This window comes from Lysinibacillus sphaericus (assembly GCF_005217585.1).
Lineage (GTDB): Bacteria > Bacillota > Bacilli > Bacillales_A > Planococcaceae > Lysinibacillus > Lysinibacillus sphaericus.
In genome coordinates this window covers 147,335-164,107 of sequence record NZ_SZPT01000005.1, presented here as the reverse complement: position 1 = coordinate 164,107, position 16,773 = coordinate 147,335, and the positions used below count along the sequence as shown (strand labels likewise).

At 34.6% G+C, this 16,773-nt stretch carries 11 protein-coding genes; 9 read left to right on the top strand and 2 right to left on the bottom strand.

Annotation, left to right across the window (positions count from 1 at the left end):
* Nucleotides 1–64 precede the first annotated feature (64 nt).
* The 3 genes from FC748_RS18190 (at nucleotide 65) to FC748_RS18180 (ending at nucleotide 2,914) form a co-directional block, all read left to right on the top strand.
* Nucleotides 65–1,216, top strand: a complete 1,152-nt coding sequence (locus FC748_RS18190) for a phospholipase D-like domain-containing protein (protein WP_108031032.1) — start codon at nucleotides 65–67, stop codon at nucleotides 1,214–1,216.
* Nucleotides 1,217–1,338: 122 nt separating this feature from the next.
* Nucleotides 1,339–2,457: a DNA cytosine methyltransferase gene (locus FC748_RS18185; protein WP_108031031.1), complete on the top strand. Its 1,119-nt coding sequence runs from the start codon at nucleotides 1,339–1,341 to the stop codon at nucleotides 2,455–2,457.
* Between the two features lie 292 nt (nucleotides 2,458–2,749).
* Nucleotides 2,750–2,914: an HNH endonuclease gene (locus FC748_RS18180; protein WP_274519754.1), complete on the top strand. Its 165-nt coding sequence runs from the start codon at nucleotides 2,750–2,752 to the stop codon at nucleotides 2,912–2,914.
* A gap of 79 nt (nucleotides 2,915–2,993) precedes the next feature.
* Here FC748_RS18180 and FC748_RS18175 read toward each other — a convergent pair whose 3' ends face one another.
* Nucleotides 2,994–3,884 (bottom strand): hypothetical protein, encoded by an 891-nt coding sequence (locus FC748_RS18175; RefSeq protein WP_108031029.1) that lies wholly within the window; start codon nucleotides 3,882–3,884, stop codon nucleotides 2,994–2,996.
* A gap of 812 nt (nucleotides 3,885–4,696) precedes the next feature.
* On the opposite strand from FC748_RS18175, the gene FC748_RS18170 reads away from it, so the two are divergent.
* From FC748_RS18170 to FC748_RS18155, 4 genes are read left to right on the top strand one after another with little or no spacing between them, the layout of a single operon-like run.
* Nucleotides 4,697–6,493, top strand: coding sequence for a hypothetical protein (locus tag FC748_RS18170; RefSeq protein WP_108031028.1), 1,797 nt, complete (start codon nucleotides 4,697–4,699; stop codon nucleotides 6,491–6,493).
* A complete protein-coding gene (locus FC748_RS18165) occupies nucleotides 6,490–7,374 on the top strand; it encodes a hypothetical protein (protein ID WP_108031027.1) in 885 nt (294 codons plus the stop codon). Before FC748_RS18170 ends, FC748_RS18165 begins: the two co-directional genes overlap by 4 nt.
* Nucleotides 7,371–8,132: a DUF6339 family protein gene (locus FC748_RS18160; RefSeq protein ID WP_108031026.1), complete on the top strand. Its 762-nt coding sequence runs from the start codon at nucleotides 7,371–7,373 to the stop codon at nucleotides 8,130–8,132. Before FC748_RS18165 ends, FC748_RS18160 begins: the two co-directional genes overlap by 4 nt.
* Before the next feature lie 31 nt (nucleotides 8,133–8,163).
* Nucleotides 8,164–9,153 (top strand): restriction endonuclease PLD domain-containing protein, encoded by a 990-nt coding sequence (locus FC748_RS18155; RefSeq protein ID WP_108031025.1) that lies wholly within the window; start codon nucleotides 8,164–8,166, stop codon nucleotides 9,151–9,153.
* 187 nt (nucleotides 9,154–9,340) lie between these two features.
* Here the strand turns inward: FC748_RS18155 and FC748_RS18150 are convergent, their stop codons facing one another.
* A complete protein-coding gene (locus FC748_RS18150; protein ID WP_108031024.1) occupies nucleotides 9,341–10,516 on the bottom strand; it encodes a DNA cytosine methyltransferase in 1,176 nt (391 codons plus the stop codon).
* A 608-nt stretch (nucleotides 10,517–11,124) separates the two neighbouring features.
* Here FC748_RS18150 and FC748_RS18145 point away from each other — a divergent pair.
* Nucleotides 11,125–14,217, top strand: coding sequence for a UvrD-helicase domain-containing protein (locus FC748_RS18145; protein WP_108031023.1), 3,093 nt, complete (start codon nucleotides 11,125–11,127; stop codon nucleotides 14,215–14,217).
* Nucleotides 14,218–16,770 carry a PD-(D/E)XK nuclease family protein gene (locus FC748_RS18140; protein ID WP_108031022.1) on the top strand — a complete coding sequence of 851 codons (2,553 nt, stop codon included), beginning with the start codon at nucleotides 14,218–14,220 and terminating at the stop codon, nucleotides 16,768–16,770.
* The last annotated feature ends 3 nt before the right edge of the window (nucleotides 16,771–16,773 follow it).

Here is a 16,773-nt window from a genome sequence, read left to right as displayed (position 1 = left end):
ATTAAGAATCAAAAGGCTGGAAAGTAATACTTCCAGCCTTTTTTTATGGACTGGAGGAAAATGTATGATTTTTGAAAATCAAAATGTTCAGCAACAAGAAGATTACATAAGAACTTTACAAGCTGTTGGGTCCTTATCTAACTTATTCTCAGATAATGAAGTTCCATATTTATATTATAGAGCTGCTGAAAACATTTTCTGTAGAACATTAAATGCAAATAACCTCTCACGTGGGGATATTACTTTTGATGCTCTAAAAGACGGTGTAGGGATAGCATTAAAAACATTCCAGCATAGAAACGGAAACTGTGTCGAAAAGATAGCAGAATTCAATGATGCCGTTGAAGAGTTTCAAGGTCGCTCAAGTTGGGAAATTATGAATATAGTATCAGAACTTCGAAATGCTAGAATTCATTTAGCAATACGTTTAACTGATGCAGAAGAAATGATTTATCATTTGGTTACACGCAAAGAAGGCGAATTTGAAATTCACGAAGAGGAATTAGAGTATATAGATATTAATAATTTAATTTTAAACACTAGAGCAACTACAAATAAAACAATTTGGTTTACAGATGGAAGACACGAATATAAGTTTTCTAAATCGAAAAGCACCTTATACAAAAGATTTATAACTAATAATCCAATTGCTTCGTTTGAAGTTGATATTTTATCAGATCCTTATTCATTCCTGCTAAATCAAGGTGTAAATCCTTCTGTATTTGTAGAAAATGTATTAGAAATTGAGGAGCAATATGAAACTGTGATTCTTCCTCTTTATAGTGCAAGAAGCGGTTTAGTTGAAGAACGAAGTGGTTTAAATCAGTGGAATGCAGGAGGAAGATTAAGACACGAGGACGAAATTTACATTCCTATCCCTTCATGGATACACCGTCAATTCGAGGGATTCTTCCCTTATGACCGTGAAACAGAAAGGAAGGACCCGTTCATTTTGATATTACCGAACGGACGAGAACTTTCAGCGAAAGTTTGTCAAAGTGGCGGAAAAGGATTTATGTCTAATCCTAACCGTGAACTTGGGTATTGGTTGTTGCGACATGTGTTACAAATTCCACCGGGCGAGTTAGTTACAAATGAACACTTAGAAAGTGTAGGAATTGATTCTGTGGTTGTTACTAAATTAGATGACTTTGTGTTTAGAATTGACTTTGCAACAACAGGAACGTATGAAGAATTTGAAGAAAATAATAGATAAATGTTATGTGAGTTATAAAAATGTGCCTTTTGGAAGCCGCGATTTTTGCAACAACATGATAAAATAACATATAATCAAATAAAAAGAAGAACGTGCGTTTCCAATAAGGAGGTAATTATATTATGCCATATACAGTAGGTTCTCTATTTGCAGGTGTCGGAGGAATCGACAAAGGGTTCGAGCAAGCAGGTGCAAGAATAATATGGGCTAATGAACTAGATAAAAACGCTTGTACTACCTACAGAGCAAACTTTGAACATGAACTAATAGAAGACAATATCCGTAACATTCAAGGAATGGACATGCCAGATGTTGATATAATAACAGCAGGTTGGCCGTGTGTTGCGTTCTCCGTAGCAGGTAATCGTCACGGTATGAAATATCAATGTGATGATTGTAAGTGTGAGCATTCAGTAACATATGAACAATATATTACACAAGTACAGTGTCCTAATTGTCATGGTAAAAACACAGCAGCAATAGACGAGCGAGGAACTTTATTCTTTGACGTTATTCGTTTTATTCGTGCGAAACAACCAAGAGCAATTTTTTTAGAAAATGTAAAAAATCTAGTTGGGCACGATAAAGGAAATACGTTTAAAGTTATTCGTCAAATGCTTGAAGAGTCTGGTTATCATATTAAGTATAAAGTAATGAACACTATGGAGTATGGAAATATTCCTCAAAACAGAGAGCGTATTTTTGTTGTTGGGTTTAGATTTGAAGATGATTATCAAAGATTTACTTTCCCAGATCAAATTCCTTTAACAAGAACAATAGACGATATCTTAAACAGAGAAGTACAACAAGAAGATAAAATGTATTACACTGAAGAATCACAGTATTATTCAATGTTAGAAGAAGTGGCAAGAAATCGTAATACAGTTTATCAAATTAGACGTGTTTATGTTCGTGAAAATCAATCAAATGTTTGTCCAACATTAACAGCAAATATGGGTACTGGTGGGCATAATGTCCCGATAATTATTGATAATTGGGGGTATAGAAAGATAACTCCAAGGGAGGCTTTGTCATTTCAAGGTTTCCCAGATGATTATGTTATTCCAGAAGGAATGGCTAATTCCCATGTATATAAACAAGCAGGAAATGCTGTAAGTGTACCTGTTGTTAGACGTATTGCAACAAATCTTATTGCATCTTTAGATGGAATTAATTTAAATATCAATATTAATCAAGTACAAGAATTAGAAGAAGAACAAGAAGTTTTAGAATTAATTTAGAAGAAAGACAAGTAGGAGTAATTCCTTCTTGTCTTTTTTTTACTGTGTACTTAATAAATGGGGAATAAGCATAATTATTTTTGTGTAACTGATTTTAAAAAGAAGACCGAAAACCAGGAAACAAAGAATGTAAACAATAATTGAACAATATGAATTTAATTAGTATCTTTACTTTTACTGCTTGGTAAACAAACTCTGTAATCCTTGAAAACAATGAGCTTTCAGCATATTTCCTTAAAGGAAAAAGTTAAAAATGTATAGAGTGAATTTGCTAAATAACTACGGTAGATAAATCCACCAATGTCATCATACAATGCCAATTTCTGAGTACACTGAAAATACAAAAACAAAATTAAAAGATTTAGTGTTAGTTTGTTCGAACTGCCATAGGATGTTACACAAAAGAAGACCATGGCTAAATAAGGAAGATTTAAAAAAAATAATAAGTAAAGATTAGTGAACCTATCCCCCAATAAATTTTGGGGAATAGAGATAGTATGATAATATTTAAAATCAAAAACATTATTTTAATTTTGCTACAAATTTAAGATATTATCTTCGATTAATTTATCTAACTCATGTTCTTTCAATAGATGCAATCCCCCCAGCAAACTTTCAGACTTCTTCTGAGATTCATCTACATTGCTAGAATCTTTATAATGTCTTATCATAAAATGCACTTTTTGGTGAGTTTCATTTTTGGCGGCTTTCGACCCAACACCTATTGTTTTCCATATTCCTTGTAATCCTTTTTGTTGCTGTCTAGGTATATAAATGAAAAAGTCCATATTTTGAAAATCGCCTTTTTCGTCTGTTTGATATACATCGAATTTCCTTTGTATCGCATCTGGGTGGCTACAAATAATTAACTTTGTATATGCTTCTTTCAAAAAACCAAAATATGCTAATTTAAGATAACTATAAATAATTTCATCGCCCAATTTGGGGTTATTTCGGTAATAATCTACTGCCTTGAAATTATCTTTAGCACTTTGAACATAGTCGAAAATATTTGTATCTTCCTTTAAATATTTATAAACGTCTTCTTTATTGGGATTATTTGAATATTTTTCCCCCATTTTCAATCCTGCATTATATACGAATTGATTAAAGGTTGTAAAATTATTACGATTATAATCGATACTTATACAGTCTCGTAATATTACTAATCTTAACGCCGCCCATTTTCCCCAGGCCTCTTCCTTCCAGTTTTCAATATTGTTAAGCTTAAACGAATTGTTATTACCGATTGGCTCATTAAGGACTTCACTATAATTTTGCTTAAACCATTTTACAGTTTTTTTTCTATCTTCTATAATTGGAACCCATTCAATTTCAAAATGAGGATTAAACATATAGTGAAATTTATATTTAGTATTTAAATCCTCTGTTTTAATTATATTATGCTTTAAAATTGGTTTTATCATAGTATAATTACCTCCTTTAGATTTTAAAAATAGGGTTAACTTAAAAAGTAATCTTTTAATTCGTATAGGCTTGTTTTCTTTTATATAGCATAGCATGACAATTAGGAAGAATTTCTATAAATCACTTAAATATTTCAGTATTTCATTTTGAGTTATTACTGTCATAAGTCAAGACATATGACATTGACAAGACAGCAACGAACAATACAGGTTCATCGACTGTCAAAAGTGACTGCCAAAAGTTAAAAATGCCGAAAAAATGGTGTATTTATTTAAGGTTTCTGCTACAGAAATGATTATACCCGCTATCACTTGATGTTGTTCAAGAATAATTTCGAATAACCACGAATGAATATTACATATACTCTTTTCTTGAAGTATCAATGTAGATCTGATTAAAATTTGAATCTTCCGCCTCAATAATTTTTCTTTTTTATGTAACAAACCTTATACTTTTCCCGGATTCACAAGCCAGTAAGCAAGCACATTCTTCAATTGCATATTTTTACAACTTATTAATTTAATTATTTTATTATACTTAAACAATAATAAAAAATGTGAAAGGTTTTACAGTGAATATTTTTAGTTAGTAATTTTCCAATCTTTTTATACAGGTTGTCATTGAATTTCGCAAAAATGGGCAATGTATTGAAAAATGTTAATAAATCTATAGAAATGTAATTTCCGTCTAATAGATAACCTTTATTACATAACTAATTTGATTCTTATACTGGAAAATAGAGGGAGGATATTGATTGTCCTACAATATGTAGTAAAATAGTATTGAATATATAAGTTTCGGGAGGATTAATATGGAAATAGGTTGGGACTTTCCTTCAAATAATAATGGACGTATTGATGGATTAAATGATTCTGGAATCCATCATTTCACAGAAGCACCTATAATATCTATGACACGAGAAGTATTGCAGGATTCACTTGACGCGGCTGCATCAAATCAGCCGGTTATTGTAAAGTTTGAACTACATCAATTACCACAAGAATCACTACCAAAGGTGGATGAACTAAAGCAAATTTTCCAACTGGGAAAAGATACATGGGCATCTCACAAAGATGCATCTAAGTTTTTTGAAGAAGGCCTTCAAGTACTTCAACAACAAACAATACCAGTACTTGCAATTCGTGACTTTAATACGACTGGTTTAGAGAATGTTGATAAAAAAATAAACGGAAGCTTTGCTAGCTTGGTTAAATCAGTAGGGGTTACTTTTAAAGACGCTTCAGCTAGTGGCTCTTTTGGAATTGGAAAACACGCACCATTCGCTGCTTCCTCTATTCGTACGATGTTTTATGGTACATATAATCGCCAAGATGTATATGCATTACAGGGGGTATCGAAATTAGCAAGTTATGATATGGGTGGAGGTAATTACACACAAGGTACAGGTTACTACGGCGTTAAAGGAGTTTTAGAGCCTATAAAGGATTTAACAACATACCATTCTATGTTTAAACGATCGGGCTATGGGACCGATAAATTTATAATAGGCTTCAATGCAAAAGATGGATGGGCTGATGAAGTAATTGAAACAATTATTTTAAGTTACTTAGTAGCAGTAATGGAAGAGAAGCTAGAAGTTCATATTGCAGGACTTAAAATTAATAAACAAACAATGCCTTCTATTGTGAATTACATTATGGGCAAACATAAAAATAGTAGAGCATCACAGTACTATGAAGCTTATACATCTCCTGACAGTGTAAAAGTAACAAAGTACTTCAAAACATACGACGGTGACTTTGAACCAATCAATGTATCATTTCTGGTCAAAGAAGGGTTTAATCGCCGCGTTTCTATGTATCGAGGAACTGGGATGAAAATCTTTGATAAAGATCGATTCCGTGCTCCTATAGATTTTGCAGGTGTCATGGTTGTAGAAGGTGCAAAACTAAATGCTGTTTTACGCAAAATGGAGCCACCGACACATGATCGTTGGGCTGCTGGTTTGTATAAAGATGACCAACAATATGCGCTTCATTTATTAAAACAAATCTACGACTGGCTCAATAGCCAAGCGAGAGAACTAGCTAAATCTCAAGCAACTGAGAAAATAGAGCTACGTGGATTAGAAGGTATTTTACCTGATGTAACAAAAGAAGAAGCACCTTTAAAAGAAGTGAATGAACAAGCTTTAAGTGAAAAAATTACTTCATTTGCGATGAAGCAAACTGTCACTAAGCCAAAAGAGATTAAATCGAAAAAGAAGAAAAAGAAAAATACTTTCTTACCTGAAGACAAACCAGTTAATGGGAAACCAAAGAAACCACCAGTAGATAAACCAGCAAAGCCAAAAAAAGCAACCCTGAGTAATGCTCGTTCATTTTGTTTGAATGAGGAACAAGGGCTGTATCGCTTTATCATCATGGCAAAAGGAAAAGGAGAGCTCTCATTTAACATTCATATCTATGGTGAAGACGGTTCAAAAACACCGATTGCAATTAAAGAAGTGATAAATGCAACAACAAAAGAAGCTGTCCCATACAATGACAACATTATTGGACCTGTGACAGTTGAAGATAAAGAACGCCTTGTATTTGAAGTAAGCTTTATCGAAAATGAGCGTTATTCGTTAGAGGTGAGCGCATGAAGATAAAAGATAGACATTTCCCATATCCTGTTTTATCTCCATTTAGTGATGATATTGTAGGAGAACCATTAAAAGCTGAAATTGAGGCGCAAACAATCGAAAATGGCCTGGAATTTAAGGTAACGTTTCAATTAGAAAATGAAGCGTTACAACAGTTAATCGCAACAGGACAAGCAGTATATGCTGTCCATCTAGAATGTAGCTCAACGATGAAACGTTTCTACGAAAGGGCGGCTCAGCCCATATTTATCTTTACAATTGATCAAAAATTACTAAATAACGTAGTGGAAATCAATTTCTTTATAGTTGCAAACGAAGATATATATGGCTATCATAATACGAATTTTCACAAAGACTTTGAAGGTGCACAGTTCAATATCCAAAAAGGTGACCAACTTGCATTTACAGAAACAGTGAAGATGAATATTACAAAAGAGCCGATTGCTAAAACAAATAGTATTTTTGAATTAGCCATCAATCCTCTTGAAAATGCTCCATTAATTACGACTGATTTTGAAGAAAAGATTGTCATTTCAATACCAAAATCAGTGTACGAAGAAATTACAAATTTACGAGGATTAATTGGCTCTGATGTTGATCAATTACTCATATCAATGTACTATATGCCCGCGTTAATCGAAGGTTTATATTATATTCGAGATTTAATAGATAACGATGAAATTCATTTTTTCGAAAGTACTATTTGGTATCGTTCAATTGCAAAACGATTAGAAACACTAGGAACAAATATAGAGCAACTTAATCAAGAAGAAAATATACCTGATTTGGCTATGCAGATACTCGACAACGTAAATGAACGTGGCTTGGTATCTATTGCACGTATTTTTGGTATTGAGGAGGAAGGAGAGTTTGAAGAATGAGCAAACTCTATTACATCGATGATAAAATTTTAGAAGATATGAAAAATGAAATTGAAAGTAATCTGGACCTATATAAACAGCCTACTCCTTGGTGTGAAGATCTGTTAGAAATCGAATTGGATAAGTTGGAGAAGCCAACAGAATTGAGAATAATAGTGGGCGATAAAGGGGAACATGATTTAGAAAACGCCATTTTATTATATGAAGCATTGAAGGATTTACCCTATACAGTCGTTACAAATGAAAACTACTGGGCATTTTTAACGCATACAGTTTATTGGGACTACATGCGAAATCGTTGGCCAATAGAAGCTGCTCAAAAAGACGTACTTTCCTTTATTCAAACACGTTATATGTTTAGTTCGAAAAACAAAAGATATTATCGTAATGGTTTATCGCGTTTATGGCTATATGCAGCGTTAACTTATGACCAATACAATGCAACAGATCCTTACTTTTATACAAGAATCATGATGAAAAATCAGGACCTTGCAGGTTTAATTTTAGAAACAACGACTGTTTCTCGGAATTTCAAAGCTTTAAAAGCAACACTAGAAATCATTCAACGTATTGATACACTAGAGGAAAACGACGAAATTGAAAAAATCAAAGGTAAACGTGAATTTACTCGTGATTTAATGAAGCAAGTAAACTTCATTGGTGCCATCACAATTTGGGATAGTCTAACCCATGAAGAAGCCGTGGAGAAGTTGTGGAAGTATGTGAATAAACGTTTACTAGTGCTAGAGAGTATTTAATGAGATTTCAGTCGTATTGGGAGGTAGATTTATGTATTTGATACAAGACTTAGAGAGTCATGTTTTAGAAACACCTTATAGTGAGGGTTATCGTCATTTAAGGGTTTTATCCGGATATGTGAGTCCTATATTTATTGAACATGTTTTAGAAACATATAATGAGTTGAATTTAGAAGTAACGGTAGGTATGGTACCAAATGATGGGTTGTCTACTTGGCAACATTGGGCATTTTTGCGCTTAATGCATCTATTTACTGACCGTTTAAGTATCTTTTATCAAGTGAGTCGTCCAGGAAATCATCGAAAAGTATATCATTGGCAAGACCCTATTTTAGAAACAAAGGTCTTTATAGGGTCTGCTAACTTTACTAAAAATGGGTTTGGCAGACAACGCGAAATATTAGTAGAGTCTACATGCAACAATATCGATGAGATTTTTTCTGATTTAGATGTTATCAGATGCGATAATGCTGATGTAGAAGAACAAGTGAGCTTGTATAAAGTTTTACCTCGACGTGTAGTAGCCCCAGCTTCTCCTACTTCAACAGGCGAGCATCCACATGAAGTTGTATTTGAACCTGCTGTTGTTGAAGTTTTGAGCACACCTACACATACTTATAATGAATATGTTGATATTTCTTTAGTCGATAAAAGAACTGGCGAAGTACCTGCTAAATCTGGATTAAATTGGGGACAACGTGAAGGTAGAAATCATAATCAAGCATATTTATCAGTAAAGGGTGTACATGGTGAAAGACCAGATTTCTTCCCACCATTAAAAGCACCATTTATAATGATAACGGATGATGGAGAAAATCTAGTTTGTGTAATGGCGCAAGCAAACCGTAAAGCCATACATACGCGTGAGAATAATAGTATCATGGGAGCATATTTCCGAAGACGTTTAGGCTTACTAGATGGAGCATTTGTTGTTACAGATGATTTAGTTCGTTACGGAAGAAATAGTGTGCGAATTTATAAGATTGACGATGAAACTTATTATATGGATTTTAGTGTGTAATTAGCAAATGATTTTGGAGTGGTTGAACAATGTTTTGTCCGAAGTGCTAAGGATTCAAGTAGTTATTAAAGTTCATGAAAGTAAAACCTAACTTCCCAGTTAGGTTTTTAATTTTTTTATTGGACTAAGTACCTGGTAAAAGAAAAAGGCATAGAAAATATCTTTTTCTATGCCCGTATATGGATGTTTAAATATTACTAAATGCCAATTGACGTTCATCTTCATTAATTTTTTTTGCAACTTTTCTGGATTTTTCCTTTTGCAAATTTTCTAATTGAAATTTCTGCGTCGCTTCAACGAAATCATATGGAATTCCTGCAAATTTTAAAATTGCTTCAAACACAATTTGCGCTCCAGCAGGAGGTACAGCCATCCCAATTTGTTTACGTGCAGCTTCTTTACTTCCAGTAAACACGAAATCATCTGGGAACGTTTGTAGACGTGCTCTTTCACGGTTTGTAAGGGCACGTTCTTCTTCCCAATGGTACATATGCGTACCGCCACCGCCACTGCCTGTTACGGTATAGGCCGGACGTGTTGGACGCTTGTAAATAGAGCTTAAGCGTGCGCCTTTTACATTCAGTTGCAAATCTTCTGGAATCCCAATATACCAAGCATTTTCACCAGGTGGAATATAGCTTAACATTTCCTTGACCTTCGCTGAATGACGAGGCATTTCATGGTTAGGTGCATTTTCCGGAATTGGCGGCTTTTCAATCGCCTCTTTACTTGTTTTATAATCTGCAGAATTTGGTGTTGTTGGTGCAGGAACCTTAAATTCCACACCTTGTTCAGCAAAATCTTTACGAATGCCTACAATAATAATACGATGTCGTGCTTGTGATACTCCATATTCTTCAAACTTGTAGTAATGAGGTGTAACGACGTATTCAACATCTCCGGGATTTGCAATCTCTTCTAGGATTTTGATGAAAGCTCGTCCCTCATTGGCACTTTGCAAGCCACCAACATTTTCTGCGACAAAGAATTTAGGTTTATATTCATTCAATACCTTTACACCGTAGCTATAAAGAGGACCAAATGTGCCTCCTAAGCCTTTCTTTTCGCCAACCTGGCTGTAATCATTACATGGGAAACCAAATGCAAAGCAATCTATATCAGGCATTAATGAACGGTCCCCAATTGGTAGCTTTTCGACAGGGCCACAAATAACACTGGGGTGTCCTTCTTGACCACATATATTAAATGAAAATGTATTACAAGCATTTTGATCATAATCATTTGACCATGTATGTTCAATTCGGAATTCTTCCTTAGTTTCAGGATGTATAACGATGGCATTCTTAGCAGCTAGACTCAGACCACCTGGACCGTTAAACAATTCTCCTTTTCTAAAAATCATTTTATCATCTCCTATATGTTAAAACTAATGTTTGAAAGCGAACGAAAGTTCTTGCATACCTATATGCTATATATCGCCATTTGTGAAAAAGGGGCTTTTATAAAGAGTATGTTCCTGTGCAATCTAGCTTAGCTACTATGAGAGGGGAAATATTATTTGAAGAGCAGATTCGTAGCTAATGGTATAATAAACATGCAAAGTGAGGAAAGCTAAAATTTATCATGTATTTCAAAAATAGATTAATCGTAGTTAATTTTTTTAACAACTATCGAAAAATCCTTATAAATATTGCTGTTAAAGCAAGTGTTGTTGTTGCTCCTAGAAACTCCGCCGTCTCCATATATATAGTGGCTGTAGATGCAGTTATATCAACGATTTCCAGACTATTAAACAGGGGTTGAACTCTTGTTGTTTGTCCCTTTTCTTATCCTAAAGTAAGAATTACATATTTTAACTGTTTGTAAACCTTCTAATACACCAATTAGGAGGTATTTTTATGTCTGAAAATTAATTTTACATAGACTAATTTAATAGAAAAAAGTAAAAATATACTATTTTGTGATATAATTTAATTAAATATATAAGGCTATTAAAGGAGGACAATCCTAATGTTCTATAGTAGTAGAGATCCAAACGACGTCGGTATATCTCATGAAATTTTTGTATTTGAGAAGCTAAGAGAAGCGTATAAAGGTGAGCATGCATTTGGTATAAATGGGTTTCCCATGTTTTATGAGAATGGGCATACGAATCGTGATATTGATATTTTGTTTGGTCATAAGCACCTAGGACTCTTTGTCATTGAAGTAAAGGGAATAGAAATAGACGATATAATACGTATTCGTAGCCATAATTGGGAAATGGCAGAAGGTTTTTATTGTGAGGTGATGCAACCATTTGCACAAGCATTGAAGCAACGCTTTATGCTAGAAAAATATTTGAATAAGTATTTACAACTAGGGAAAAAAGTGAATTTTATGACTTTAGTGGCACTACCGAAAATTACGCGAGCAGAATGGGAGAAGCGAGGCTTTCATGAGTTAGCAGAGACCCCAATACCGCTGTTTCAAGATGATTTTATGTCTTTAGAGGCGCTACAAAGCAGATTACGTTTATATACAACGCAGTTACAGAAAAGACTATTAATAGAAGAAGATTGGAAAAGGCTATTGAAAGTTTTCCAAGTTGATGAGTCGGAAACGGATGTTGCAGAGGAAGTACAGGAGCAGAGAGTAACAACTATAGAGATTGAGCAAAAGGCAAACGAAGTTAAAAAATATACAGTGCAACTATTTTCAAAGCTATACATAATAAACGAAGAACAACAATTTGAGCAAAAGCGTGCTGATATTGCTACGCATTTAAGAGAAGGTATAAAAGTTTATTTGTTTTCACCTAATAGAACGATTATTGCAGAGGCAAAAACAAGTTGGGGGACCTTTACTGATAAGTTCCAGCTAGAGTTGTTTGCACCGACGATTACTCATGAGCCAATTGCATTCCACGATATAGATAATGGAAAAATCGATGAGGATGTTTTAAAAAAGCTTGCGCATTATTATGAGCAGTTCAATAAAGGGCAATTCCTCGCAATCCACTGCTCAGCCGATATAAATGAAATGATTACCGCTGGAGCAGGAACAGGAAAAACTCATGTTATGATTGATCGCATTTTATATTTAATTATTGTGGCGCGGGTCAATTTAAAAGATATTATTATGATTACGTTTACAAATGCTTCAACAAATGAAATGCGTAATCGCTTAGAGAAAAAGTTTATTGAGCTGTTTGACTTAACCGGTCGTGCACATTTTTTACAGTTTGCTGAAGAAGTAAAAACGATGCAAATCAGTACGATTCACTCGTATGCCAAGTCTGTTATTCAAACGCTTTCGCATGAACTTGGCTACGGGCAGTCAATTAAGCTACGAAGCTTCGTTTATGAAAAGCAGCAAATTATACAAACGCTTGTAGATGAATATTTTATACAAACGGATGTGACATTTTTTGTTGAGCATAAATTAAAGCATTATGAGTTTACGAAATTTATTTTAAAGATGTGGGAAGAAATGGAGAAGAAGGGGCTTTCAGGTGAGGAAATTGTAAATCTTGACTGGGGGCAAGATAAAAATAGTTTGAAGGCGATTGATGATTTAATCTATTATATTTTCAAAAATTGTGAGGATCGCCTTGAGCTTGTAAAACGTAAACAAAATTCTGTAACGATGGGTGACTTAATTCGCAAGTTAAAAGATTTTACACTTGGCTCAAACAAGCTCAAACAGCTAAAGCAAAATTGCTTTATGTTTATCGATGAGTTTCAGGATAGCGATGATGTGCAAATTGAATTTATTGCGGAGTTACAAAAAATTGCGAACTATAAATTATTCGTTGTAGGTGATATTAAACAAAGTATTTATCGTTTCCGTGGGGCCGATTACCGTTCGTTTGAGGAGCTGGAAAAACTCTTACCAGTGAATACGTCACTACAAAAGTTACCGCTCAAGCATAACTATCGTAGCTCAAAGGACTTGTTACAAAAAATTGACCAGCTATTTATGTACTGGGGGAATATGCCGGAGCCACTATTAACCTATGATGCAACCACTCGTCTTATTAGTTTTGAGGAAGCAAAATATAACCAGAATTGGATTGTAAAGCCATACAAGTATCTAAATGACCGCAATAAAAAACTTGGTACCCATATTCAAGAATGTCTACAAGCTATTGCAGGTACGGATAAAAAAATTGCTTTGTTAGTACGCACAAATTATGAGGCGAAATCGATAAAAGAAGTGTGTAAAAGCATCGGCGTCGAAACATTGGAAAACTTAGATGGCACATTTTATCAGTCCCCTGCCGTCAAACATTTTAAAATGCTTCTTGAAGGCCTTCTGTATCCGAATGAGCCGAAGTATATCGTTAACGCGCTACAAACACCGTATTTCCGTGTAATAATCTCACCTCAACAGCTGATGAGGCATAATGGAGACCGTGAACGTATAAATGAGGAGCTTGCTAGCTTGCGTGAAATGACATTAGATCCTTATCTAACACGCTTACGTGAGCATTCGGTAATGACTATTATTCAAATGATTCTTTACAACGAAAAAGTAATTGAAAACTTGCAAAAGTATTTGCAAGTTTTCAATCCGAATGAGAAGTTAGGTCAATTAGAGGCAAAAAGCTACGTTGCCAATTTACAGCATTTAATGACACTAATTGAGCGTACCTTTGATCAGCAAAATTTATCGCTTCATTCATTAGTCAGCTGGCTAACGTTACAAGTGCAAACAAATGTGACAGAGAATGAACCACTTCTTGATGATAATGAGTCACAGGTGACAATTTCCACTGTGCACCGATCGAAAGGTTTAGAATTTGATACGGTCATTTTACCTGCTGTAGACCGCAATTATCAGTCTGTGAGTGCAAGTTACCATATTGAAGAGAATGAAGATAAAAATCAACATCGAAAGATTGGTTGGCAAATACAGACAGAGGATATGACACATGAAAATATATATTTTGAACAATTAAACAACATTGAGCTAATCGAGCAACAAAAGGAAGAGGTCCGCCTTCTATATGTAGCACTTACACGTGCAAAGCAAAAGTTAATCGTATTTATGCCAGAAACGATTAAACCAAATACGTGGGCAGAATTATTACATGAAGCACAAATTGGAGAGGTGAACTAAATGACGACAAAAGTTTACACCTATAGTGACCCGCTTAATTGGAGTAATCATGAGCAGTTTGCTGATATGCAACAGGCGTTCCATATTTGCGCGACAGGCAATATGCAACGTGGTATCAGCGAGCGTTATAAAGGGGAATTTCATAAGGTAGAAACGGTTCGTAAAGTTATTACTTCATTTCGACTATTCCATAATTGGTATAATGCGGAAAAACGGATGAAGCAGTTTTTACTATTTTCAAAGAAGATGAATGACTTTACATTTTCGACGAATAAGCTTAAAGATGCATTTCGTGCAAACAAAGAGGAAGTGCTGAATAGTATTCGCTTTTTCGTGCAGGCCGGGATGCAACCTGAAGATTTAGTTGGCTTTTATCATACGCAAAAGGAACGTGATTTCCAAAAGCTATGGGCTTTTTTTGAGCAACATGATTCGCAACTTCAAGAGCATCGCAGGCTACTACTGGAAGGAGATAAATATAGTCCGCAATTTTTCCAAGAATTTAAATTGAAAACGAAAAAAATATATTTGCACGGCTTTTACTTCATTACGCCTGAACAACAAATTTTCTTTAAGTTTTTGCAAAAAAATGGATTTGAGCTGATATTTTTTCAATATTACGATGCTCGCTTTCCCAATACGTTTGATTTTATTCGCTTATTTATTAATGAGCAGCATGGCTGGTCATCGGATTGGTATATTGAGGAAGGCACAGAAGGGAAAAGTAAGTTAGCTGAGTTGTTTTTACAGTCGTACGAGAAAAAGAATATCGGTAAAGTGGAAGAAGGAATGACGTTAACCAAATACAATACGTTTTTCGATTTTTTACAGGACGTTATTATTCCAAATTATCCGCTTGAACTACCACCAGAGAAAAAGAGCGATATGAAAATTTTCGCACCAAACGCATCAGAGTTAAACGAGCTCGTACAAATTTATTACCCATCACTTGATAAAGAAAATCGCAAATTTATAGCGCATCCAATTGGTCGATTTTTAGTAAATATGCACCGGCTTTACGATAGTAATGAGCTTGTATTAACATCAGAATTATTAATAGAACTTTTTTCATCAGGCTGGCTAGTAGATATTCGCACGCAACAAATCGCAACGGAATATACCTATGATTTACAGCAAATTTTACCTTATTTTTCGAATTGCCGTACGATTGACGAATGGCTAACACGAGTTAAGATGTTAGCAGAAAAAAAAGAATTATTAATGAATGCATTCCCTGCAAAATCTTCAGCTCGCGGGGATGAATATGTGCGTAGCCCGTTTTCTAATTTGAGCTATTTCAATGTTGATATGTTACGACTTGTGCAAATTAAAGAGTTTCTTGAAGGGATTCGTATTTTAGCGGAGGACTTATTCGGCAAAGAAATTCCTGTCTTTTCTAGCATCGATGTACATTTTAGTCGCCTGTTAAATATGCTTAAAGGACGTAGGAAAATGGATGTATACACCAATAAGCTTGAGCGCGACTTGTTAGATTCGCTAATTATGCGTTTAAGTACGATTAATGATTCAACTGAATTTTTATTGGAAGATATTCAGCCAGCGCTTTATTTATATTTAAGCGGTAAGTTCGATGAAGACCCGAATAAAAGTGACGAGCTTATAACTGACTTTTTAGAGTTTGACGGGGAAATTTTCAAAGAAAACATGAAAGAAAGTATTTATTTCACAGCTGTAGATGAAAAAAATCTTCCGTTAAGTGAAGTGTCGATGCCATGGCCAATGCAACTCGAAACGATGGAGGCATTAGCTGTTAATTATCCTGTAATTGAGCTACTCTTAAACCGAAATGTGACTGCAAAAGAAACATCGCGCTTCTTATTTTTCATCGCATTGGAATTTATGAATCTTGAAAATCTACACATATCTTGGATTGTAAATCGAATGGATGCAGAAGGCTTGAACTCTGCACTCTATACTCGCCAGTTACATATGGAAGTAAAGCAATATTCACCACTTGATAAGGTGCAGCAGGATGTGTACGAGGTCGTTCAATCTGAGGTGAAGCTATCAGAACAGGAAAAGACAAGCTTTAATGAAAGCATTAATCAGCTGGGGATGCGAATAGAATTTCAACAATGTCCAAAGCGTTTTTACTATAGCTACGTGTTGCAACCATTTGCCACATATCAGGGAGATTTTATGTATGAATTTATTTTTTCTAACGTCTACCGTGTCGCTGTTGGTCAGGAAAAATGGGGAAAGAGTGATGCTGATTTAAAAGTAATTGATGAGTTGCAACCATTCTTCCCCCAATTCAAACGGTTTAAAATGCATGCAATTGCGAATAGCTCGCACCCATATCGTTATATTTATGAAAACACCGATGTAGATGTGAATCTTCTACGCAATCATTTTTTTCCGGGTTTAAGTAAAAATTTATTTGCTGAAACACAAGTGAAATTAAGAAGTGATACGCATTTGGATATAGTGCTTGATAACCAGACGTTCAATTCTATACCGGGTTATCATTGTAGATTTTGTCCACATAAAAATTTCTGTCCAGATGCAAAAAGCGCGCTCGACAAAAAGTGAGGG